At 72.3% G+C, this 21,659-nt stretch carries 19 protein-coding genes and 2 pseudogenes; 13 read left to right on the forward strand and 8 right to left on the reverse strand.

Going from position 1 to position 21,659, the window contains the following annotated elements; translation table 11 throughout:
* Nucleotides 1-5: 5 nt before the first annotated feature.
* Nucleotides 6-302 carry a DUF1540 domain-containing protein gene (locus tag OHQ87_RS30455; protein WP_328343485.1) on the reverse strand — a complete coding sequence of 99 codons (297 nt, stop codon included), beginning with the start codon at nucleotides 300-302 and terminating at the stop codon, nucleotides 6-8.
* A gap of 194 nt (nucleotides 303-496) precedes the next feature.
* Here OHQ87_RS30455 and OHQ87_RS30460 point away from each other — a divergent pair, with 194 nt between their 5' ends.
* Both OHQ87_RS30460 and OHQ87_RS30465 read left to right on the forward strand, forming a co-directional pair.
* Nucleotides 497-691 (forward strand): hypothetical protein, encoded by a 195-nt coding sequence (locus OHQ87_RS30460; protein WP_328343487.1) that lies wholly within the window; start codon nucleotides 497-499, stop codon nucleotides 689-691.
* Nucleotides 692-873: 182 nt separating this feature from the next.
* Nucleotides 874-1,470, forward strand: a complete 597-nt coding sequence (locus tag OHQ87_RS30465) for a hypothetical protein (RefSeq protein ID WP_328343489.1) — start codon at nucleotides 874-876, stop codon at nucleotides 1,468-1,470.
* A 78-nt stretch (nucleotides 1,471-1,548) separates the two neighbouring features.
* Here the strand turns inward: OHQ87_RS30465 and OHQ87_RS30470 are convergent, their stop codons facing one another.
* Nucleotides 1,549-2,166, reverse strand: a complete 618-nt coding sequence (locus OHQ87_RS30470; protein ID WP_328349075.1) for a DUF4126 domain-containing protein — start codon at nucleotides 2,164-2,166, stop codon at nucleotides 1,549-1,551.
* A gap of 71 nt (nucleotides 2,167-2,237) precedes the next feature.
* Here OHQ87_RS30470 and nucS point away from each other — a divergent pair, with 71 nt between their 5' ends.
* On the forward strand, nucleotides 2,238-2,897 hold the full coding sequence (nucS, locus tag OHQ87_RS30475; protein WP_328343491.1) for an endonuclease NucS: 660 nt from the start codon (nucleotides 2,238-2,240) through the stop codon (nucleotides 2,895-2,897).
* Nucleotides 2,898-3,010: 113 nt separating this feature from the next.
* Here nucS and OHQ87_RS30480 read toward each other — a convergent pair whose 3' ends face one another.
* The gene (locus OHQ87_RS30480) at nucleotides 3,011-4,510 is read right to left on the reverse strand and encodes an aldehyde dehydrogenase family protein (RefSeq protein ID WP_328343493.1); all 1,500 of its coding nucleotides are present in this window, start codon (nucleotides 4,508-4,510) and stop codon (nucleotides 3,011-3,013) included.
* 194 nt (nucleotides 4,511-4,704) lie between these two features.
* Between OHQ87_RS30480 and OHQ87_RS30485 the strand changes: the two genes are divergently transcribed.
* The 8 genes and pseudogenes from OHQ87_RS30485 to OHQ87_RS30520 all read left to right on the forward strand — a co-directional run bounded on the left by OHQ87_RS30485 (nucleotide 4,705) and on the right by OHQ87_RS30520 (nucleotide 11,367).
* A complete protein-coding gene (locus tag OHQ87_RS30485) occupies nucleotides 4,705-5,166 on the forward strand; it encodes an FHA domain-containing protein (RefSeq protein ID WP_328343495.1) in 462 nt (153 codons plus the stop codon).
* Nucleotides 5,167-5,376: 210 nt separating this feature from the next.
* Nucleotides 5,377-6,441: an alpha/beta fold hydrolase gene (locus tag OHQ87_RS30490; protein WP_328343497.1), complete on the forward strand. Its 1,065-nt coding sequence runs from the start codon at nucleotides 5,377-5,379 to the stop codon at nucleotides 6,439-6,441.
* 239 nt (nucleotides 6,442-6,680) lie between these two features.
* A pseudogene (locus OHQ87_RS30495) lies at nucleotides 6,681-7,607 on the forward strand (3-hydroxyacyl-CoA dehydrogenase family protein); the annotation flags it as partial.
* 180 nt (nucleotides 7,608-7,787) lie between these two features.
* Nucleotides 7,788-8,630: pseudogene (locus OHQ87_RS30500) on the forward strand (3-hydroxyacyl-CoA dehydrogenase family protein); the annotation flags it as partial.
* 41 nt (nucleotides 8,631-8,671) lie between these two features.
* Entirely contained in the window at nucleotides 8,672-8,968 is a 297-nt protein-coding gene (locus OHQ87_RS30505; RefSeq protein ID WP_328343498.1) for a sigma factor, read from the forward strand.
* A gap of 54 nt (nucleotides 8,969-9,022) precedes the next feature.
* A complete protein-coding gene (locus tag OHQ87_RS30510) occupies nucleotides 9,023-10,021 on the forward strand; it encodes a hypothetical protein (RefSeq protein ID WP_328343499.1) in 999 nt (332 codons plus the stop codon).
* The gene (locus tag OHQ87_RS30515) at nucleotides 10,018-10,344 is read left to right on the forward strand and encodes a hypothetical protein (RefSeq protein ID WP_328343500.1); all 327 of its coding nucleotides are present in this window, start codon (nucleotides 10,018-10,020) and stop codon (nucleotides 10,342-10,344) included. The genes OHQ87_RS30510 and OHQ87_RS30515 overlap by 4 nt, the downstream gene beginning before the upstream one ends.
* Nucleotides 10,345-10,566: 222 nt before the next feature.
* Nucleotides 10,567-11,367: an alpha/beta hydrolase gene (locus OHQ87_RS30520; RefSeq protein WP_328343501.1), complete on the forward strand. Its 801-nt coding sequence runs from the start codon at nucleotides 10,567-10,569 to the stop codon at nucleotides 11,365-11,367.
* A 524-nt stretch (nucleotides 11,368-11,891) separates the two neighbouring features.
* On the opposite strand, the gene OHQ87_RS30525 is transcribed toward OHQ87_RS30520, so the two are convergent.
* From OHQ87_RS30525 to mce, 4 genes are all read right to left on the reverse strand, one after another.
* Nucleotides 11,892-13,004, reverse strand: coding sequence for an AI-2E family transporter (locus OHQ87_RS30525; protein ID WP_328349077.1), 1,113 nt, complete (start codon nucleotides 13,002-13,004; stop codon nucleotides 11,892-11,894).
* A gap of 617 nt (nucleotides 13,005-13,621) precedes the next feature.
* Nucleotides 13,622-15,862 (reverse strand): hypothetical protein, encoded by a 2,241-nt coding sequence (locus tag OHQ87_RS30530; RefSeq protein ID WP_328343502.1) that lies wholly within the window; start codon nucleotides 15,860-15,862, stop codon nucleotides 13,622-13,624.
* A gap of 178 nt (nucleotides 15,863-16,040) precedes the next feature.
* On the reverse strand, nucleotides 16,041-17,306 hold the full coding sequence (locus tag OHQ87_RS30535; protein WP_328343504.1) for a DivIVA domain-containing protein: 1,266 nt from the start codon (nucleotides 17,304-17,306) through the stop codon (nucleotides 16,041-16,043).
* Nucleotides 17,307-17,715: 409 nt separating this feature from the next.
* Nucleotides 17,716-18,192, reverse strand: coding sequence for a methylmalonyl-CoA epimerase (gene mce / locus OHQ87_RS30540; protein WP_328343506.1), 477 nt, complete (start codon nucleotides 18,190-18,192; stop codon nucleotides 17,716-17,718).
* Between the two features lie 63 nt (nucleotides 18,193-18,255).
* Between mce and OHQ87_RS30545 the strand changes: the two genes are divergently transcribed.
* Together OHQ87_RS30545 and meaB are read left to right on the forward strand one after the other, a co-directional pair.
* Nucleotides 18,256-19,449, forward strand: coding sequence for an acetyl-CoA C-acetyltransferase (locus OHQ87_RS30545; protein ID WP_328343508.1), 1,194 nt, complete (start codon nucleotides 18,256-18,258; stop codon nucleotides 19,447-19,449).
* 223 nt (nucleotides 19,450-19,672) lie between these two features.
* Nucleotides 19,673-20,608 (forward strand): methylmalonyl Co-A mutase-associated GTPase MeaB, encoded by a 936-nt coding sequence (gene meaB, locus OHQ87_RS30550; RefSeq protein ID WP_328349079.1) that lies wholly within the window; start codon nucleotides 19,673-19,675, stop codon nucleotides 20,606-20,608.
* A 221-nt stretch (nucleotides 20,609-20,829) separates the two neighbouring features.
* Here the strand turns inward: meaB and OHQ87_RS30555 are convergent, their stop codons facing one another.
* Nucleotides 20,830-21,363 carry a hypothetical protein gene (locus OHQ87_RS30555; protein WP_328343509.1) on the reverse strand — a complete coding sequence of 178 codons (534 nt, stop codon included), beginning with the start codon at nucleotides 21,361-21,363 and terminating at the stop codon, nucleotides 20,830-20,832.
* Nucleotides 21,364-21,659 lie beyond the last annotated feature (296 nt).

The raw sequence follows: 21,659 nt of genomic DNA on the forward strand, positions 1-21,659 counted from the left end.
GGTGGTCAGCGGCTCTGGTAGGTCATGCAGTCGGCGAGGTCGTTGTCCGGGCCGACGGTGATCGCCGGGGCGTGACACTCCAGCTCCGCGTTGTGCCGGCAGTCGGCCCGGCTGCACGCGCCGACCTGGGCGACGAGCTGGTCGAGGCCGCCGCGGATCGGTGACTCCACGAACGTGTGGCAGTGGGCGTGGTCGCTGCTGCCGATGGTGATGGCGAACGCGTGGCAGTCGTTGGTGTGGTTGTAGGCGCAGGACGAGGCCGCGCACTCCTGAACCCGGGGCATTTCCATCGCTGTGGTCATGACAACCTCCCTTTCGGCGTATATGCCGCAATCTTAGGCATCTGGTCAGCGGACGCGTGGGGTTCCGCCGAGGATCGCCCGGTTCGGAGCCAGCGCCGCCGCCCGGCGGTGCTCCGACGTCGCCGGGCGAGTCCCGAAGACTGCGGCGTACCCCCGAGTGCGCCGAGATCGCGGAATGTCCCGGATGTCGGCGGATGTCCCGGGCGGTCGGATCGGTGCGGGCGGTCCCGGCCCGGGTGCCCCGGATCGGGGTGGTCCGGGGTGGGCGTCCGGTGACCGGGGACACCCTGGCGGCGGAATCCCGGCCGGCCCGCAGTCGTTACACCCACCGTACGACCGCAGCAGCACCCCGCCCGGCCAGCCCGGAGGTGGGCAGCGCCCCGGAATGACGTGGGGCCCCCGGTCGTTACACATGGTTCCGGCGCGAGCGGCAAGGCCCGCCGGAGACCTATGGACTTCCTCCGTATGAGCGCCTCGTCGTGGTGCTTACGCCCCCGCCCACCGGCTGCGTCCGGTGGTCCGGTCCCCCGATCGGCCGGGTGGCGTCGACCCCCTCGAAGGAGCATCCCCCATGAAGACCACCATCCTGCGTAAGAGCGTTCTCGGTATCGCCGGTCTGGCCGTCGCCGGTGGCCTCGCCGCCGGCCCGCTGAACCACGGCACGGCCGAGTCGACCGGCACCGACCACACCGTGGCCGTGGTGCAGGCCGACAAGCCGGCGGTGGACAAGGGCAAGCTGATCCCGCACGGTGTGCAGGGCGACCAGTCCCGCATCGACCTGGACGACGAGCAGACCGCCAACGTCAGGGCGATCATCGCCGCGACCAAGAAGTCGGGCCTGGACGAGCGGGCCGCGGTCATCTCCATCGCCACCGCCCTCCAGGAGTCCAAGCTGGAGAACCTGGGCCACCTGGGCGACCGCAACGACCACGACTCGCAGGGCCTGTTCCAGCAGCGCCCGTCGTCCGGCTGGGGCACGGTCGAGCAGATCACCGACCCCGAGTACGCCACCACCGCGTTCCTCAAGGGCCTCAAGCAGGTCGACGGCTGGCAGGACATGCCGCTGACCAAGGCCGCCCAGACCGTCCAGGTCTCGGCCTACCCCGACCACTACGCCCAGTGGGAGCAGCAGGCCGCCGACCTCGTCGCCGAGCACTGGAACAGCTGACCCACCCGCACCCGCACATGACGCCGTTGGCCGGCACCCCGCCCGGGGTGCCGGCCATCGACGTGCGCGGGGGGTGGGTCAGACCCGGTAGCCGGCGGCGCGTGCCGCCTCGCGTTCCTGGCGGCGGCCCCGGCGTCGCCGTAGGAACCAGACCACGAACGCCACCATGCCCAGCAGGAACGCCAGCACCAGCACCGGCAGGATGATCGCCACCAGGGACATCAGCACGCTCGTCGCGTCCTCGGCGGTGCTGGCCACCGGGGCGCCGAAGCCCGCCGTGGTCGCGTTGACCACCGGCCGGGCCGCCGCCTTGAACAGGTGCACCCCGAGCGCGATGGCGACACCGGCGGCCACCGGCACCCACTGGTGGGAGGTGAAGAACCCGCCCGGGTCGCTCACCGTCACCGTCTCGGAGCCCGACCCGGCGCCGAAGGCGAGGCCGCCGGCGGTGGGGCGGACCACCGTCTGCACGACGTCGTTGACGTGGTCGACCACCGGCACCTTGTCGGCGACGACCTCGACCGCGAGCAGCGCCGCGAGGATCGCCAGGACCCAACCGTTGCCGAGCCACTGCCAGCCGCTCGGCAGGTCGATCAGGCCGGTGTAGCGGGCGAGCAGGCCCATGGTGAGCAGGGGAATGTAGGCGTTGAGGCCCGCCGAGGCGGCGAGGCCGGTACCGGTGAGGACTTCGAGCACCATCTCAGCATCGCACCGGCGCGCCAGTGCCGCTCGACGGTGACCGACCGGTCCTCGGCTACCCTCGTCGGGTGCGTCTGGTGATTGCGAAGTGCTCGGTGGACTACGTCGGACGGCTCTCGGCGCACCTGCCGCTGGCCACCCGCCTGCTCATGGTCAAGGCGGACGGGTCGGTGTCGATCCACGCCGACGACCGGGCGTACAAACCGTTGAACTGGATGAGCCCGCCCTGTCGGCTGGAGGAGGCCCCCGGCGTGTGGCGGGTGGTCAACAAGGCCGGCGAGGAGCTGCGGATCAACCTGGCGGAGATCTTCCAGGACACCTCGTACGAGCTGGGGGTCGACCCGGGGCTGCGCAAGGACGGCGTCGAGGCGCACCTGCAGGAGCTGCTGGCCGCCAACCCGGAGACCCTCGGGACCGGCTTCACCCTGGTCCGGCGCGAGTACATGACCGCGATCGGCCCGGTCGACCTGCTCTGCCGGGACGCCAACTCCGGTGCGGTCGCCGTCGAGGTCAAGCGGCGTGGCGACATCGACGGGGTCGAGCAGCTCACCCGCTACCTCGAACTGATGAACCGGGACCCGCTGCTCGCCCCGGTGACCGGCGTCTTCGCCGCCCAGGAGATCAAGCCGCAGGCCCGGGTCCTCGCCACCGACCGGGGCATCCGCTGCGTGGTAGTCGACTACGACCGGCTGCGCGGCATCGTGCGCGACGAGCTGACCCTCTTCTGACCGGTCGTCGGCGCGCTGCGGCATTCCGCCCGCGTCGGCGCGCTGTGGCATTCCGCCCGCGTCGGCGCGCTGTGGCATTCCGCCCACGTCGGCGTTCCGCAGTGCGGGCGGGGTCAGCGTCGGCCGTAGAGCGCCTTGGTGACCTTGACGAGGCGGGCCACGTCGGTCGGGGTCCGCTCGAAGGTCATCGAGGGCAGCAGCGACCGGGCCCGTCGCCTGGTGATCGACTTGGCCCGGCCGAACTCGCGCAGCCCGTCCTCGCCGTGGATCCGGCCGAAGCCCGAGTCGCCCACCCCGCCGAACGGCAGCGTGGACATGCCGGCGAAGGTCAGCGCCGAGTTGACCGAGGCCATCCCCGAGCGCAGTCGCCGGGCGATGGCCACCGCGTCGCGCCGGCCGAAGACCGAACCACCCAGGCCGTACGGCAGGGCGTTGGCCCGGCGTACGGCCTCGTCGGCGTCGGCGACCCGGCTGATGGTCACGGTCGGCCCGAAGGTCTCCTCGCGGATGGCCGAGGCGGACTCGGGGACGTCCACCAGTACGGTCGGGTGCACGTACGGCGGCTGTACGGCGGCCGGACCACCGAGCACCGCCCGCCCTCCGGCGGCGATGGCGTCCTCGATGTGCCGACGGATCACGTCGAGCTGGCTCGGCATGGTGATCGGACCGAGGTCGGCCCCGTCCGCGCCGACGGTCAGCCGTTCGGCGCGGGCGACCACCTTGCCGACGAACTCGTCGTGGACCGACGCCACCGCGTAGACCCGTTCGATGCCGATGCAGGTCTGACCGGCGTTGGTGAGCGCGCCCCAGACGCACGCCTCGGCGGCGGCGTCCAGGTCGGCGTCGGCGGCCACGATCATCGCGTCCTTGCCGCCGGCCTCCAACAGCACCGGGGTCAGCGACTCGGCGCAGGCCGCCATCACCTTGCGGGCGGTCGCCGTGGAGCCGGTGAAGGCCAGCTTGTCCACGCCCGAGCGGCACAGGGCCGCGCCGACGTCGCCCAGGCCGTGCACCGCCGTGAACACCTGCTGCTCCGGCACCACCTCGGCGAACGTGTCGACCAGCCACTGGCCGACCACCGGGGTGTACTCGCTGGGCTTGAGGACGACCGCGTTGCCGGCGGCCAGCGCGTACGCGGCGGAGCCGATCGGGGTGAAGACGGGATAGTTCCACGGGCCGATCACCCCGACCACGCCGTGCGGTTGGTATTCCAGGTGGCCGGAGAACTCGGCGAGGATCAGCCGGGAACGGACCCGGCGCGGCCCCAGCACCCGGCGGGCGTTGCGGGCCGCCCAGTCGATGTGTTCGATGGCGGTGAGGACCTCGACGACCCCGTCGCCGACCGGCTTGCCGCCCTCGACGTGGATCAGCTCGGCCAGCTCCTCGATCCGCTGGGCGAGCAGCGCCCGCCAGCGCAGCAGCCGGGTGCGGCGACCGTCGAAGCCGAGCCCGGCCCACCACTGCCCGGCCGTCCGGGCGCGGGCGACCGCGCGCTCCACCTCCTCGGTGGTGGCGACCGGCAGGCTGCCGGCCTCGGCGCCGGTGGCCGGGCTGGTCGAGATCAGCCGACCCTCGGAGATGACCGGGACACCCGGGACCTGCACAGCCGTCATGGCGGAAGTCTAGACCCGGAAGCTACCGGCTGGTAGTTGTGAGCCTTGTTCGGCTACGACTCCCGGTCGCCGCCTGTTCGGTGGACGGTGGATGTCCGGCAGGGGTCGCGGAGATGACCGGGTGGGTGGTGAGCTGATCACACGGAGCTGGCAGGCTGACCGTGGGGCGACGGTGGGTGGGGAGCTGACTGTCCATGCAGGATCATCCGGAACTGATGCCGCTGTTGACGGTTGCCGGCGGGCCGATGCGGGGAGCGAGCTTCCGCGTCCGGCCCCAACCGCAGGTGATCGGCCGGGCGCCGACCGCCGACATCGCGGTGGCTGACGCGCACCTGAGTCGGCGGCACGCCGAGGTGCGGCTGACCGAGGGCGGGGTGGTCCTGGCCGACCTGGGGTCGACCAACGGCACCTGGCTCAACGACCGGCGGATCACCGACGCCGAGCCGCTCACCGACGGCGACGTGATCCGGCTGGGCCGTACCGAACTGCGTTACTTCGATCCGGGGTTGGCCACCACCGACCCGGTCGGTCTGCGCTTCACCGGCGGCACCGGTGGCCGTCGGGACCACCGGCCGACGCTGCCGCTGCCACCGCGCGCCCCCGGCCCGACCGACGCCCTACCCGCCGCTTCCATCCGGAGCGGCGTCGACGCCTGACGGCGCGGCTGCCCCGGATGGGGTCACCGGCTCCGGCCCCACCCCGCCCCGTGGCTCAAGATCGTGCTCGATCAATGTTGTAGTGGCAACCTCCAGCTACGAGGCCACTACAACATTGATGTTGCGGGCGGCCCGGTGGGCCGGGTGTGGCGCGGGGCGCGGGGAGGTGGCCCATGGACCCGACCGGCCTGCCGTGGCAGCATGCCGCGGATGGAGATCGCGCAGCGCACCGTGACCGCGAACGGCATCACCCAGCACATCCGGGTGGCCGGGCCACCGGACGGGACGCCGGTGCTGCTGGTGCACGGCAACGGCTCGTCGTCGGCCTTCTGGGTGCCACTGCTGCGCCGTCTGCCGGCGACGCTGCGGGTGGTCGCCCCGGACCTGCGCGGCTACGGGGGTACGCAGACCGCCCCGGTCGACGCCCGCCGGGGCCTGGCCGACTTCGCCGACGACGTGGCCGCCCTGCTCGACACCCCGGGACTGTTCGCCGTCGGGGCGCGTCCGGTGGTGGTCGGGCACTCCCTCGGCGGGGGAGTGGCGATGCGGTTGCTCGTCGACCGACCCGACCGGGTGGGCGCGCTGTTGCTGGAGGCGCCGGTCTCCCCGTACGGCTTCGGGGGGACCCGGGATCTCGCCGGCACCCCGACCACCCCCGACTTCGCCGGCACCGGGGCGGGCACCGCCAACGCCGACTTCGTGGCCCGGCTCGCCGCCGGTGACCGGGGGGTGGACGCCTCGACCTCCCCCCGCGCCGTGCTGCGGGCCGGCTACGTGGCGGACCCGGCCTGCCTGGTTGAGGACGAGGAACTGTTGCTCGACAGCCTGCTCTCCACCGCCACCGGCGACGACAACTACCCAGGCACCGCCGTGCCCTCGCCGCACTGGCCGGGCGTCGCGGCCGGCGACCGGGGGGTGCTCAACGCGCTGGCCCCGGCCCACTTCCGGATCGCCGACGAGCTGGTCGCCGTCGCGGTCAAGCCGCCGGTGACCTGGGTACGCGGTGAGGCCGACGTGATCGTCTCCGACACCTCGCTGTTCGACCTGGCGTACCTGGGCTCGTTGGGGGTGGTGCCCGGGTGGCCGGGTGAGCAGGCGTGCCCACCACAGCCGATGATCGGCCAGACCCGGGCGGTGCTGGAGCGGTACGCCGCCGCCGGGGGCAGCTACCGGGAGGTGGCCCTGCCGGACTGCGGGCACAGCCCGCACCTGGAGCGACCCGCCGAGTTCGTCGCCGAGCTGTTGGCCCTGACCGGGGCGGTCGCCGCGCCCTGACCGGGCCGACGGCCGCGCGTCCCTGGCCGATGGTTCCGCCTGCCGGGCCGACCCGGTGGCCCGAGGGGGAGCGGCAGGCGTCGGCCCCGGGGCGGGGGAGCGGCCGGGCCGGATGCCGCTGCGGGGTGCGGCAAATCCCGCCCGCGTCGCGACGGCGTGCCGCCGCGTGGCAGACTCCGGCGGATAACCTTAGCGTTCGTTCATGTCGGCGACGGCGGAGTCAACCAGGGAGGCCGGTCGTGGCGCGGGAGTTCACCAGGGTGGGCGTGGTGGGGCTGGGCACCATGGGTGCCGGCATCGTCGAGGTGTTCGCCCGCAACGGCGTCGACGTCGTCGCGGTGGAGATCTCCGAGGACGCCCTGGCACGTGGCCGGGCCACCCTCGCCCGGTCGACCGACCGGGCGATGGCGAAGGGCAGGCTGGCCGAGGCCGACCGGGACGTCCTGCACTCCCGGGTCGACTTCCAGGTCGGGCTGGCCGCGCTGCACTCGGTGGACCTGGTGGTCGAGGCGGTCCCCGAGCGCCTCGACCTGAAGCAGCGGCTCTTCGCCGAGCTGGACCGGGTCTGCCGGCCCGACACCGTGCTGGCCACCAACACCTCGTCGCTGAGTGTCACCGACATCTCGGTCGCCACCAACCGACCCCAGCAGGTCGTCGGCCTGCACTTCTTCAACCCGGCACCGGTGATGAAGCTGGTCGAGGTGGTCCGCACCGTGGTCACCGCCGCCGACGTGGTCGACGACGTCGAGGCGCTCTGCGCCCGGCTCGGCAAGGTGGCCGTCACGATCGGTGACCGGGCTGGCTTCATCGCCAACGCCCTGCTGTTCGGCTACCTCAACCACGCGGTGAGCCTGTTCGAGGCCCGGTACGTCACCCGGGAGGACGTCGACGCGGCGATGAAGCTCGGTTGCGGCCTGCCGATGGGTCCGCTCGCCCTGCTGGACCTGATCGGCCTGGACACCTCGTACGAGATCCTGAACACGATGTACCGGCGCGGCGGGCGGGACCGTCGGCACGCCCCGGCGCCGTTGATCAAGCAGATGGTCACCGCGGGGCTGCTCGGTCGCAAGTCCGGACGCGGCTTCTACACCTACGAGAAGCCGGGCTCGCCGAAGGTCGTACCCGACGAGCTGACCCCGACCGCCACCCCGTCCGACGCCGACGCCGCAGGTGAGTTCACCAGGGTCGGCGTCGGGAGCGCGAGGAGTGAGCTTGCGAGCCCCGCAGTCGTGACCAGGGTCGGCGTCGGGAGCGCGAGGAGTGAGCTTGCGAGCCCCGCAGTCGTGACCAGGGTCGGCGTCGGGAGCGCGAGGAGTGAGCTTGCGAGCCCCGCAGTCGTGACCAGGGTCGGCATCATCGGTACGGGGGTGATGGCGAGCGGTCTCGTCGGGGTCTTCGCGCGGGCCGGCTACCAGGTGGTGCCGGTGAGCGGGGGCGCGGAGCCGTCCGCCGGGATCGCCGAGGCGGTCCGGACCTCGCTCGACGAGGAGGTCACCCGCGGTGACCTCGACCCGGCCGACCGGGACGCCGCCCTGGCCCGGATCACCTGGTCGGCCACGCTGGAGCAGCTCGTCGACGTCGACCTGGTGGTCGAGGCGGTGGTCGATGAGCTGAGCGTCAAGCGGGCGCTGTTCGCCAGCCTCGACGAGATCTGCAAGCCTGGAGTGCTGCTCGCCACCACCACCTCCGCGCTGCCGGTGATCGAGGTGGCGATGGCCACCGCACGCCCCGCCGACGTACTCGGCCTGCACTTCGTCGGCCCGACGCCGGTGCGACCGCTGGTCGAGGTGGTCCGCACCGTCCGTACCTCGGCGGAGGCCACCGCCACCGCCCGCGCGGTCTGCGCCGCGCTCGGCAGGACCGCTGTGGTCTGCGACGACCGGGCCGGGTTCGTGGTCGACGCATTGCTGTTGCCGTACCTGAACGACGCGGTGAAGATGGTGGAGGCCGGCTACGCCACCGCCGACGACATCGACCACGCGATGACGCTCGGCTGTGGTTACCCGACGGGCCCGTTCGCGCTGCTCGACGCGATCGGCCTGGACGTGGCGCTGGCCGCCCAGCGGGCGCTCTACCGGGAGCAGCGCGAGCCGGGCCTAGCCCCCGCGCCGCTGCTGGAACACCTGGTCACCGCCGGCTACCTGGGCCGTGGGACCGGCAGGGGTTTCCGCGAGCACACCCGACGCTGATCCGGGTCAACGGCGGACGCCCGTGACGGCGTCTGACGTGTGTGACCTTCGAGGAGTACGTCAGCAGCCGGGGGCCGGCGCTCGTCCGGCTGGCCCGGCTGCTGACCGGCGACCCGCACCGGGCGGAAGACCTCACCCAGGACGTGCTGGCCCGGGCGTACGTGCACTGGCGGCGGATCGTCCGCACCGACCGTCCCGACGTGTACGTACGCCGGATGCTTGTCAACGCCCAGATCCTGGACTGCTCACCGGTCACCGTCCGCACCCACGCGATGCGGGCGCTCACCCACCTCCGGGAGCGCCTCGGCGTCCCCTCGACGAACGGGAGCCGGCCGTGACCGGACCTGGACCAGCGGATCAGCGACACCCTGCGGGAGCGGGCCGAGGGGGCGGTGGACACCGACGGGCTGACCGTCCGGGCGATGGCCGGCGGACGGGCCCGCCGTCGTCGTCGGCGGGTCGGGGTGGGTGTCGCGCTGGGCCTGGTGGCGGTGCTCGGCGTCGGCACGGTCACCGGCCTGCCGGGTGACGGCCGGGAGCAGCCGGCGGCCGTGACGGTTGCCGCGCCTCCCCTGGTCGAGGGGGTTTCCGGGGCGACCACCCGCCCCGACCTGGTGGGTACCGATCCCGAGCTGTTGCACTTCGGTGTCGACCCGGCGCGGGCCCGGCTGCTCACCTGGGGCATCCGCAGGGGCGTCGAGGGGGGCCGGCTGGAGCTGCCCGGCGGGCGGGTGGTCGCAGTGGACCTCGGCACCGACGTGGCCGCCGTCGAGGACACGTTCCACGACGGGACGACCTACCCGGAGCGGCCCGCCACCGCCGTCGACTTCGACGGGCGGGTACGCCGGGTGCCGCCGCGCGACCCGGGCTGGTTCCTGCGCTGGCAGCCGGTGCCCGGCCTGTACGCCCGGGTACACACCACCGCCGCCGTCGCCGACGACGGTGCCCTCCGCGCGGCGGTGGCCGCGCTGCGGCTGGACGAGGCGCACCGATGCGCCTCCCCGCTCCGGTTGACCACCCTGCCCCCCGACAGCCGGCTGGACAGTTGCCAGGTCGACGTCGCCGAGTTCCCGGCCATGCTGGACGTGCTCCTGGTCGTCACCGGGTCGGCGGACCGGCGGCTCGAAGTGCAGCTGGAGTACCGCAGCGGGATCGTCGGCCGCCGTACCGAGGGGAACCGGACGATCAACGGCAGAGCCGCCTACCTGTATCCGCAGTTGAGCCGGTTGGAGCTGCTCGGGCTGGAGAAGGCCCACCTGACGGCCCTTTTTCGGCTGGCCGTCCCGGGGCTTCACCGAGGCGGACGCGGCGACGGTGCTCGGCGGGGCGGTGGTGGCGGACGACCTCACCCGGCCGGCCACCTGGAACTGACCGTAACCTTGGCAAGGTGAGCCCCCGTCGCAACCGTCCCCGCCGCGAGGACACCGCCCACTTGGACGCCGACCGTGCCCGCCACGGCGTGGAATCGGTGCAGCAGTGGCGCGACGGCGAGTGGCAGGTACGCGGGATCAGCGGCGGCGCGTCGGTCAAGACGTACCGCTGCCCCGGGTGTGACCAGGAGATCCGCCCCGGGGTGGCGCACCTGGTGGCCTGGCCCGCCGACGGCACGGGTGATCTCACCGACCGGCGGCACTGGCACAGCGGCTGCTGGCGGGCCCGCGACCGTCGGGGCCCGAACCTGCTGCGCGGCCGGGGCGCCCCCCGCTACGGCTGACCGGTTCCGGTGGGTGCCGTGCTGTGGCTGACCGATCCGGCGGGTGCGCCGCGTGTGGCCGACCGATCCGGCGGGCGCCTCCCGTTACGGCTGACCGATCCGGCGGGTGCGCCCGCGCTGGGGCTCCCGGGACCAGCGGGCGCGCTGCCGAGTGGGCGATCTGGGTCACCCCGGTTCCGCCCCGGGCGGGCGGGCGCGGCGACTTCGCGTCAGACTTGGGCGGTGAGCACACCGATCCGCGCGTCGTCGATCCTGCCCGGCCACCGGGAGGACATCGAGCTGCACACCGCCGACGGCCTACGGCTCGTCGGCGAACTGGCCCGCCCGGTCGACCGGGCGCCGGCGGGCACCCTGGTCTGCCTGCACCCGTTGCCCACCCACGGCGGGATGATGGACAGCCACGTCTTCCGCAAGGCGGCCTGGCGGCTGCCCGCCCTGGCCGACCTGGCGGTGCTCCGGTTCAACACCAGGGGCACCAGCAGCGTGCGGGGCACCAGCGAGGGGGCCTTCGACAACGCGGTGGCCGAGCGCTTCGACGTCGCCGCCGCGATCGAGTACGCCGAGTTCCACGAGCTGCCGAACATCTGGCTGGTCGGCTGGTCGTTCGGCACCGACCTGACCCTCAAGTTCGGCTGTGACCCGGCGGTGGCCGGGGCGATCCTGCTCTCCCCGCCGCTGCGTTTCTCGAACCCTGGGGACCTGGCCGTCTGGGCGGAGTCGGGCCGGCCGTTGACCGCGCTGGTGCCCGAGTTCGACGACTACCTGCGCCCCGATGAGGCCCGGGAACGCTTCGCGGCGGTGCCGCAGGCCGAGGTGGTCGGCGTGCCGGGGGCCAAGCACCTCTGGGTGGGCGACGCCGAGCGGGTGCTCGACGAGATCGTCCGGCGGGTGAACCCGGCGGTGCCGCTACCGTTGCCGACCAGCTGGGACGGCCCGATGGAGACCGGCGACGTCAGCGCGTACGCCGACCGTACGGTGGCCGCCTTCGCCGACACCCCCGTTCCCGGCCCCACCACCGCCTGAGCCCAACCCGGCGCGTGTCTCGCGTCAGCTCCCGTGCCCGGCTCCGGCTCCGGCGCCTGGCTCCGGCTGCGCGCACCGCCTCTCGCCCGTGTCCCGCCCACCCGCTTCGCCCGCCCACCCGCTTCGCCTGCCCGCTTCGCCCACCCGCGCGACGCGGTTCAAGATCGTGCTCGATCCATGTTGTCAACACCGTTGCGTTAGGTGGAACGGCTGTTCGTCAACCACCGCTGCCTCGCCGATCATGGAGTTGTGGTGGGTAACAGAACGCCCGTAAAGCCCCCAAGGTCGGCACCACCACTCCATGATCGCCGAGCGGGCCCACCCCGCTCCCCGATCGGGCACTTCCTGTCCCGGGTTGACCAGCCGCCCATGGCGTTAACGCAACGGTGTTGTCCATGTTGTAGGGGCCTCCCGGCTGGAGGATGCCACTACAACATGGTTGTTGTGGGTGGTGTCCGGGGTTCCCGGTGGGCCGGGTGTGGGTTGTCCGTGCGGGGGCGTGGGAGCGTGGGGGTGTGGGGTGGTCAGCGGCGTTCCTGGCGGGGGAGGACCACCTCGCGCAGGATCAGCTGGAGGGCGGCGACCACCGGGATGGCGATCAACGCGCCGACCACCCCCATCAGCGCCACCCCGAGCAGTGCGGCGAGCAGTGCGGCCACCTCGTTGACCTCCACCGAACGCCGCATGATCTTGGGGTAGATGAGGTAGTTCTCCACCTGCTGGTAGAGCACGAAGAAGACCACGCAGGCGATGCCGATCGGCAGCCCGGTGGCGAACCCGACCAGACTGACGATCACCGCGCCGAGGGTGGCGCCGATCTGCGGGATCAGGTCGGTCACCGCCACCACCACGGCCAGCGCGAACGCGTAGGGCAGCTCGACGACCAGCGCGAAGACGAAGGTGGTCGTACCGGCCAGCACCGCGATGCTCAGCGCCCCCACCATGTACGCGCCGACCTTGGTCAGGATCTCGTCGCCGATCAGACTGACCCGTTGCCGGCGCGACCTCGGCACCAGTGCGTACCCGAGGTCGCGCAGCTTGTCGAAGTAGGCCAGGAAGTAGATCGTCAGCACCAGCACGGTGAGCACCCGGAAGATGGTGCCGAAGATCAACTGGGCGCCGCCGAGAACTCCGCCGAGTGCCCGGCCGACGGTGTCCGCGTTCGCCAACTCCTGCACCCGTTGCATCACGTCGTACCGCACCACGAGATCGTTGACGGCGCGGTTGCGGCGCAACTCCTCGACGTAGCTGGGTAGCTGGTCGATGAACTGGCCGGTCTGGGTCACCACCGGCGGCACCAGCGCCACCAACCCGGCGACGATCAGCAGCATCAGAATCAGCACCACCACCGTCACGGCCAGGCCGTGTGGCAACCCCCAGCGGCGCAGCCGGACCACCGCCGGATTGAGCCCCACCGCCAGGAAGAGCGCGATCACCACCAGGACCAGGATTCCGCCCGCGTTGCGAATCCCCAGAAACACGGTGTACGCCAGCAGCACGCCGAGCGCGCCGGTGAAGCCGACCAGGAAGCTGCTGCGGCGCAGTGGTCGACCGGGCCGACCGAAGCGCCCCGAGCCGGTGGCGACCGGATCGGCGGGCCGGTGTTCCCCCGGGTCGCCGTCTGCCTCCGTGTCCACCGACCCGGCGTTCTCCGTGCCGGTGACGGCAGCGCCCGATCGGGTCGGGGCGGCGCTCGTCGATCCGGCCGGGGCGGTGGAGGTCGTGGCCGGGTTGCCGTCGTCCGCCTGGGTCGGGGCGGTGGAGGTGGCGGCCGGGTTGCCGCTGTCCGCCTGGGTCGGGGCGGTCGACTCGGCGGTCCGCTCCGCGACCGGCTCCGTCCCGGGCCGGGCCGCCGGTACGCCCCGAGGGGCGCTGTCCCGGGTCACGTCGTCGCGTGCCGGGCCGTGCTGTGCCACCGAACCTCCCCGTGCTGCACCTGGACTGCCGCTGGCAGGTCCAGTCCTACTCCGGCACCGCGCACCCTGCCCGGCCCCTGTTCATCTGTGCCCGGCCTGTGCTCGGCCGCGCCCGTTCCTGCTCGGCCGGGCCGTGTACTTGCCTGGGCCGCTTCCTGCTCGGCCGGGCCGTGTCCCTGCCCGGCCCGGCGTTGCCGCTTTCGCATCCGCCATCTGCGCAGTAGATCACCGATCCGTCTCGGTGAACACCTAAAGTGCGGATCCCGGTTCGAAGGGTAGTGGGGTCTGTCGTCGCCGGCGACCCCGGGTCATCCGACCCCACCCTGTCGGGCACGTGTTCACTCGGACTCGACGGTCACGGTGCTCGGTTTGGCGCTGCGTTCGTCGGTGGTCGGCTTGGTGGGCCGTTTGCCGTTCTCACCGGTACTGGTGATCTTCGTCGGGGTGGCCCTCCGACCGGCGGTGCCGGGAACCGCGGCGACGGTCGGTTCGCCGTCCACCCCGGCGCTTGCCGTCTCACCGTCGACCGTGGTCACCGGCTCCGCCTTCGGCTTCGTGCCGTTCTCCGTCGGTCTCGCACCGTTGGCGGCCGGACCCCCCGCCGGTTTGGTGACGGCCACGACCGAGTCCGCCGTGGCACCGGAACCCACCTGCTCCGGCGAGGAGCCGTCGGCGGTGCGGGTCGCCTTCGGCCTGGTGCCGTTGCCAAGCGGGACCGCCCCGGCCCCGTCGCCGTCCGGCGACAGCACCGCCCCGGCCCGGTCGCCGTCCGGCGACAGCACCGCCCCGGCCCGGTCGCCGTCCGGCGACAGCACCGCCCCGGCCCCGTCGCCGTCCGGCGACGAAACCGCCCCGTCGAGGCCGGCCGGTGCGGTGGTGCGCATCCGGAGTTCGGTGAACTGCCGCTGGACCTCGTCGTGCTCCTGCCGCGCCTGCCAGGTCTCCTGACGCAGGTCGGCGAGCTGCTGCTGGGCCTGGGCGATCTCCAACATCACCCGGGCGAGCTGCTGACGGCCGGCCGCTGCCTCCTGCTGGGTGGCGGCGAGGTGCTGTTGGGTGGTGGCCAGGTGCTGTTGGGTGGTGGCCGCGTACTCGTCGAACTGCCGGCGCGAGGCGGCGACGTGCTCGTCGGCCTGGCGGCGCTTGTCGGCGGTCTCCCGCTCGACCCGGTCGAGCAGCTCGGCGGTCTCCTGCTCGGCCTGCCGGCGCAGCGTCGCCGCGTCCGACTCGGCGGCGCGGCGGATCTCCGCCGCGCCCTGCTCGATCTCGTCGCGTCGGGCGGTCCACTCCCGTTCCAGCTCGTCGTGCCGGGTCTTGTGCTGCTGCTCCAGCTCGTCGTGCCGGGTCTGGTGCTTGCGGTCCAGCTCGGCGCGGCGCTCGGCGTACTCCTGATCGGCGGCGGCGCGACGCCGGGCCAGCTCCCGGTCGGCGGCCTCCCGCCGGCCGTTGACCTCCTGCTCCACCCCCGCGCGCCAGGCCCCCAGCTCCTGCTGCGTCTGGGCACGCGACTGCCGCACGTACGCCTCGGTCTCGGTCTGCATCCGCTGCGCGTACGCCTCGGCCTCGGTGCGGCTGCGTTGGGCCGCCTCGGTCGCCTCGGTGGTCAGCCGGTGCGCCTCCTGGTGGGCCCGGTCCCGGGTCGCCTTCGCCGCCCCGTCGGCGTCGTCGGTGACCTGCTTGGCCTGCTGGAGCGCCTTGGCGTGGGTGGCCCGGCTGGTCTCGGTCGCCGTCTCGGTGAGCCGCTTCGCCTCCTGCTGCGCCTTGGCGTGCACCTCCTTGGCGGCCTCGCGTAGGTCGGTGGCTTCCTTCTGGGCCTTGGCCAGCGCCGCCTTGGCCGTCTCGCGGAGCTTGGTGGCCTCCTGCTGGGCCCGGCTGTGGATCTCCCGTGCGGTGTCGCGCAGCTGGATGGCCTCCTGCTTGGCCTTGTTGAGGGCCTCCTCGGCGGCAGCACGCAGCCGGTTCGACTCGTCCTCGGCGGTGGTACGCAGCCGGTTCGAGTCCTCCTCGGCGGTCGCGCGCAGCAGGGTCGCCTCGTCCTTGGCGGTGGCGCGCAGCCGGGTGGCCTCCTGCTTCGCCGTACGCACGGCGGCGTCCGCCTCGGCCTTGCGGGCCGTGGTGTGGCGTTCCTCCTCGGCGCGCCGGGCGGCGAGTGCGATCTCGAAGTCCTTGAGCGCCCTGCCGGCCTGCTCCCGGGCCTCGTCGATGATGTGCTCGGCGGCTGCCCGGCGGGCCTCGATCTCCTCGTTGGCGGCGGCCAGGATCGCGTCCGCCTGCTCCTCGGCGAGGGCGAGGATCTGTTCGACCCGGGGGCCGAGGTGTTTGAAGGAGGCCCGGTCCACCACGCCGATCTGCTTGCGCACCTGGGCGAGATCCCGCTGGAGGTGCTCGACCTGACCGGCCAGCTTGTGGATCTGGGTGTACGCCTGTTCCCGCTCACCGGTCAGGGTGGTGATCTCGTGCTCCGCACGAGCGACGTACCGGTCGACCTGTCGTTTGTCGTATCCCCGCAGGGCGGACTCGAAGCTGGGCTCCGTCGTCACATCCCCGCCGAGAGCGAACAGTTCCTCGCCGTGCGACATGCCCCCATCCTCACACGCATCCGGCCCTCCGGGGGCGATACGGACGCCGCTGTGGGGAGCTGTTTCACTGTGGTCGCGCGACAGGGTGTCACAGGGCGGAAACGGGCGCGGCGCGGGGGTCCACCGGTCGTCCGGTGTCTTCCCGCGCCGCGACACATGCCCCGTCGGTACGGCCCGATCAGCCGGTGGTCTCCGCGGTGGCCCGCGACTCGGCGTCGGCCTTGGCCGGCTCCGACTTGGCCGGCGCGGCGGCCTGCTGCTGTGCCGGCACGCCCGGCACGATCCCGGCCAGGCCGGAGAGCATCTGGCCGAGCTGGGAGGTGACCGCGTCCTTCTGGCGGGTGAGGTCGTCCACCTCGCGACGGGCCGCCTGGGTGGTGAGGTCCGCCTCGGTACGCGCCTCGGTGAGTAGCCGCTTCGCCTCGGCCTTGGCCTCGTTGAGGGTCTTCTCGGACAGCGCCTTTGCCTTGTCGACGGTCTCGTTGGCGGTGCGCTCGGACTCGACCCGACGGGCCTCGGCGCGCTGCTCGATCTCCTTGGCCCGCTCCTGGGCGGCCCGGGCCCGCTGCTCGGCCTCGCCGACCAGCTTCTGGGTCTGCGCCACCTGGGCGGCGTGCCGTTCCGACTCCTCGCGCTCGGCCTTCTCCCGGCGCTCGGCGAGCTGGAGCTCCAACGCCTGGAGGTCCTTGTCGCGCTTGTCGCGGGCGTCGGTGAGCAGCTTGGTCGCCTCGGCGCGCTTCTCCTCGGCCTCCCGGGCGGCCTTCGCCCGCTGCTGGGTGATCTCCCGCTCGGCGGTGGCGCGCAGGGTGGCGACCTCCCGCTCGACCGTCGACTTCAGCTCGGCCACCTCGTGCGCGGTGACCGTACGCAGCTGCTTGGTCTCCCGGTCGGCGTCGGCACGCAGCGTGTCGGCCTCCCGACGGGCCTGCACCCGGGCCTCGGCGGCCTCCCGCTCGGCGGCGGTACGGACGGTGCCGGCCTCGCGCTCGGCGGTGGCCTTCATCGCGGCGGCCTCGGCGCGGGCCTTGTCGGTGATCTCCCGCGCCTCCAGCCGGGCAGCGGAGAGGATCCCTTCCGACTCGCGCTTGGCCTCGTTGCGGTGGTCGTTGGCCTGCTCCTCGGCCAGCCGGAGGATCTGCTCGACCCGGGTGCCGAGACCGGAGAGAGTCGGCCGGCTGTTCTCCTCGAGCTGCTTGTTGGTGTCGGTGAGCTTCTGCTCCAGGGCGGCCTGCCGCTGCTCGGCCTGGCGGAGCCGACGCTGGGCATCGTTCATCCGCTGCTCGGCCTCGGCGCGGGCCTGCTCCGACTGGGTCAGCGCGGCTGTCATCCGGCCGAGGAAGTCATCGACCTGGTGCGTGTTGTATCCGCGCAGGCCGACCGTGAAATCTGGTTGCGAGTTCGCGTTGTCGAAGAACGCGAGAGGGGAGGACTGCTGCTGGGGCATTGGGACATACTCGCAGACCCCCCGGGGTCGTTCGCAAGAGCGGTGCCGAGCTTTCGGGTCCTCTTTACAGGGTCCACCGGGTCGTCCCGGCGGTGGGGACCGAACGGCGATCTTGCCAGGTCCGGGCGGCCCCGCCGTCACCCGAAGTAACGGAAAAAGCCCCGTCCCCCGCCCCTTTCCCACCCGCCCCGAATAGCGACCCGGCGCAATACCCCCGCCCCCGCCCCCCGCCCCCGCCCCCGTCCCAACTCCCGTCCCCGCCCCCCGTCCCCCGTCCCCCGCTCCCGCCCCGTTGATCAAGAGGTTTGCGTCATTTTGATCTTCAGACCTGACGCAAACCTCTTGATCAACACCGGGAACCGGGGGTGGGGTGGGGCATCGGAGGGGGGAGCCGGGGTGGGGTGGGGGGTTAGTGGGGGGTGGGGGCGGGCTCCACCAGTTCGATGAGGACGCCGCCGGTGGCCTTGGGGTGGACGAAGTTGACCCGGGAGTTGGCGGTGCCGCGCTTCGGGGTGTCGTAGACCAGGCGTACGCCGCGTTCGCGCAGTGTCGCGCAGGCGGCGTCGATGTCGGCGACCGTGTACGCCAACTGCTGCAGGCCGGGGCCGTTGCGGTCGAGGAACTTGGCGATCGTCGACTCCGGCGTCAGCGGGGCGAGTAACTGCACGCATCCCCCCTCGGCGGTCGGGCCGACGGCCAGCATCGCCTCGCGTACGCCCTGCTCGGTGTTGGTCTCCTCGTGGATGCAGCGCATCCCGAAGGTGCGCTGGTAGAAGTCGATCGCGGCGTCCAGGTCGGCGACCGCGACCCCGACGTGGTCGATCCGGCGCAGCCCGATGTCTGTGACGTAGTCGGCAGCGGGCTCGACGGGGGAGTTCTCAGCCATGCCGCTAGTCTGGCCGAACAACCGTTCAGGCGTACAGGTCGGCATCCCCTCGGAGGCAGTTCAGTGGCATCGGTGATCGTCAGCGGCGCGCGGACCCCGATGGGCCGGCTGTTGGGCAACCTCAAGGACCTTCCGGCGACGAAGCTCGGCGGGGTCGCCATCAAGGCGGCCCTGGAGCGCGCCGGGATCGCCCCTGGCCAGGTGCAGTACGTGATCATGGGTCAGGTGCTCCAGGCCGGCACCGGGCAGATCCCGGCCCGTCAGGCGGCAGTGGAGGCCGGCATCCCGATGTCGGTGCCGGCGTTGACCATCAACAAGGTGTGCCTCTCCGGTCTGGACGCGATCGCCCTGGCCGACCAGCTGATCCGGGCCGGCGAGTTCGACATCGTGGTGGCCGGCGGCATGGAGTCGATGACCAACGCCCCGCACCTGCTGCTCGGCCAGCGCACCGGTTACAAGTACGGCGACGTCACGATCAAGGACCACATGGCCCACGACGGGCTCAGCGACGCCTGGGACTGCTGCTCGATGGGGGAGTCCACCGAGCGGCTCGGCGCCCGGCACGGCATCACCCGCGCCGAGCAGGACGAGTTCGCGGCGGCCAGCCACCAGCGGGCCGCCGCCGCGCAGAAGAACGGTCACTTCGCCGACGAGATCACCCCGGTGGTCATCCCGCAGCGCAAGGGCGAGCCGCTGGTGATCAGCGAGGACGAGGGCATCCGGCCGGACACCACAGCCGAGTCGCTGGCGAAGTTGCGCCCGGCGTTCGCCAAGGACGGCACCATCACCGCCGGCACCTCGTCGCCGATCTCGGACGGTGCGGCGGCCGTGGTCGTGATGAGCAAGGCCAAGGCCAACGAGCTGGGCCTGACCTGGCTGGCCGAGGTCGGCGCGCACGGCAACGTGGCAGGCCCGGACAACTCCCTGCACTCGCAGCCGTCGAACGCCATCCAGCACGCCCTCAAGAAGGGCGGTCTGAGCATCGAGGACCTCGACCTCATCGAGATCAACGAGGCGTTCGCCCAGGTCGGCATCCAGTCCGCGCGGGACCTCGGGATCAGCACCGACAAGATCAACGTCAACGGTGGGGCCATCGCGCTGGGTCACCCGATCGGCATGTCCGGCGCCCGGCTGGTGCTCACCCTCGCGCTGGAGCTCCAGCGGCGCGGTGGCGGCACCGGCGCGGCGGCGCTCTGCGGCGGTGGCGGCCAGGGCGACGCCCTGATCATCCACGTGCCCGCCGACTCCGGGAACTGACCGGCACCCGGTTCCGCCCGCCCGCAGCCGACCCTGTGGCTGAGCGCGGGGGAACGAGCCGGGTTTGCGAGCCCCGCAGTCGTGAGCAAGATGTCATCCGGTGAGCGCGAGGAGCGAGCCGGGTGCGCCGACCCCGAAGTCGTGACCGGAGGGTGGACCAGTGAGTGTCGAGAACGCCCCGGCTCCGGCCGCTGTCCCGGTGCGCCGCAGTCGGGACGTACCGATGCTCGTGGAGAGGGCGCGCGAGGGTGACCCCCGGGCGGTGGCCCGGCTGATCACGCTCGTCGAGTCCGGTGACGAGGTGCTGCCGCAGGTGGCGGCGGCGCTCGCGCCGTACGCCGGGCAGGCCCAGGTGGTCGGGTTGACCGGCTCTCCGGGGGTGGGCAAGTCGACCACCACCAACGAGCTGGTCCGGGCGCTGCGGGCGGGCGGGCACCGGGTCGGGGTGCTGGCCATCGACCCGTCCAGCCCGTTCACCGGCGGGGCGATCCTCGGCGACCGGGTCCGGATGCAGGATCATGCCACCGACCCGGGCGTCTACATCCGGTCGATGTCCAGCCGGGGGCACCTCGGTGGGCTCTCCGCCGCGACCCCGCAGGCGGTCCGGGTGCTGGAGGGCGCCGGCTGCGACGTGGTGCTGGTGGAGACCGTCGGCGTCGGTCAGGCCGAGGTGGAGGTGGCCTCGCTCGCCGACACCACCCTGGTGCTGCTCGCTCCGGGCATGGGCGACGCGATCCAGGCGGTCAAGGCCGGCATCCTGGAGATCGCCGACGTCTTCGTGGTCAACAAGGCCGACCGGGACGGCGCGGACAACACGGTCCGCGACATCCAGGGCATGATCGCGCTGGGCGAGCGCGGGCCGGGCGAGTGGCGGCCCCAGGTGGTGCGCGCGGTGGCCGTGCGCAACGAGGGTATCGACGACGTCGCCGCCGCGATCGACAAGCACCGGTCCTGGCTGGAGCAGCACGACGAGCTGCGCCGCCGCCGCGAGAAGCGGGCCGCCGCCGAGATCGAGGCGATCGCGCTCGGCACCCTCCGCGCCCGCATCGGTTCCCTACGCGACGGTACGGAGCTGAGCACGCTCGCCGCGAAGGTGGCCGGCGGCACCCTCGACCCGTACGCCGCAGCGGACGAACTCCTCGCCCAGATCGGCACCTGAGCCGCCGGCCCAGATCGGCACCTGAGCCGCCGGCCCGGGCGGGTCCTGGCGGTGGGGGTCTCGGTGGCGTTCTGGGCCACCCTCGTCCCTGAACGGGAAGCGGTCCGCCGCGAAGGCACGGCCGGCCGGTCGGTCGCTGAATTGCTTTCGACCGACCGGCCGTGCCTGTCAACGCATTTCTTCTTTCACGGTCAACAAGACGCCGGCATCAGCGCCGGTCATCAGGATTCGAGCTTCCATTCGTCGACGCGCGCCGTTCGGGGAGCGTTGGCGCTGGCCCCTGAATAATTGGTGAGGAACTTGCACTGTGCGACGTTCCACGTCTGCTTCTTCACCACGAAGGAGCGAGACTCCTGAAACAGTCGCATCCGTCGGCGTTGCCCACTGGGCACATCCAGCGCGTAACTGAAACCGGCAGTCCACGAGCGCCCGGCGGTCACCGACACCCCGATGGACGTGCTCGCCTTCGCGAAAACGACGCCGGCTTCGGCGGACACCGTCGCCGACGCCGTCGCCGAGACGTTGGCGGTCTCGTTCTCGCTGTACGAGATGGTGCCGGGGCCGGTGATGTACGCGCTGTAGACGTCGGTCGGCCGGGTCGACCTGCTGACGTTGGTGAAGGTGTAGAGCGGGTTCTCGCCCTCGGCCGGGCAGCCCTGCGGCTTTGCCTGGGCCGGGGCCGGCAGGGCCACGACGGGTAGCGGCAGCACCGCGATCGTCGATACGACACTCAGTAGACGTTTCCTGAAGTTCACGTTCTCTCCCCGTGGATATACAGATGTACAGAAACGGCCCCCCATTGGGTGGGGTCGCCGTGAATTCCAGGAAGATAGCAGGGGAAGGCCGGCGTCGCTGTCCCTTGACGGGGTCGAACCTGCTCTGTACCATCACAAAAATTAATAACGGGGGAATGGGCTGCGATGAACAATAGAGTTTCGGGGATCGCGCTTCTGTTCGGATGCTCGTTGACCCTCGCCGTTTCCCTCGCGGGGTGTTCGGCGGGATCGGACGGCGGGTCTCCTGCTTCCCCGCCCGCCACTGACATCTCCGG

Source organism: Micromonospora sp. NBC_00421 (assembly GCF_036017915.1).
Taxonomy (GTDB): Bacteria; Actinomycetota; Actinomycetes; order Mycobacteriales; family Micromonosporaceae; genus Micromonospora.

Bases quoted from the DNA above. Each gene is read 5' to 3' on its own strand.
- OHQ87_RS30455 (WP_328343485.1), bottom strand. From the start codon at position 302: ATGACCACAGCGATGGAAATGCCCCGGGTTCAGGAGTGCGCGGCCTCG.
- mce (WP_328343506.1), bottom strand. From the start codon at position 18,192: ATGGCTGAGAACTCCCCCGTCGAGCCCGCTGCCGACTACGTCACAGAC.
- OHQ87_RS30535 (WP_328343504.1), bottom strand. From the start codon at position 17,306: ATGCCCCAGCAGCAGTCCTCCCCTCTCGCGTTCTTCGACAACGCGAAC.
- OHQ87_RS30490 (WP_328343497.1), top strand. From the start codon at position 5,377: ATGGAGATCGCGCAGCGCACCGTGACCGCGAACGGCATCACCCAGCAC.
- meaB (WP_328349079.1), top strand. From the start codon at position 19,673: ATGCTCGTGGAGAGGGCGCGCGAGGGTGACCCCCGGGCGGTGGCCCGG.
- OHQ87_RS30480 (WP_328343493.1), bottom strand. From the start codon at position 4,510: ATGACGGCTGTGCAGGTCCCGGGTGTCCCGGTCATCTCCGAGGGTCGG.
- OHQ87_RS30485 (WP_328343495.1), top strand. From the start codon at position 4,705: ATGCAGGATCATCCGGAACTGATGCCGCTGTTGACGGTTGCCGGCGGG.
- OHQ87_RS30460 (WP_328343487.1), top strand. From the start codon at position 497: ATGTCCCGGGCGGTCGGATCGGTGCGGGCGGTCCCGGCCCGGGTGCCC.
- OHQ87_RS30530 (WP_328343502.1), bottom strand. From the start codon at position 15,862: ATGTCGCACGGCGAGGAACTGTTCGCTCTCGGCGGGGATGTGACGACG.
- OHQ87_RS30465 (WP_328343489.1), top strand. From the start codon at position 874: ATGAAGACCACCATCCTGCGTAAGAGCGTTCTCGGTATCGCCGGTCTG.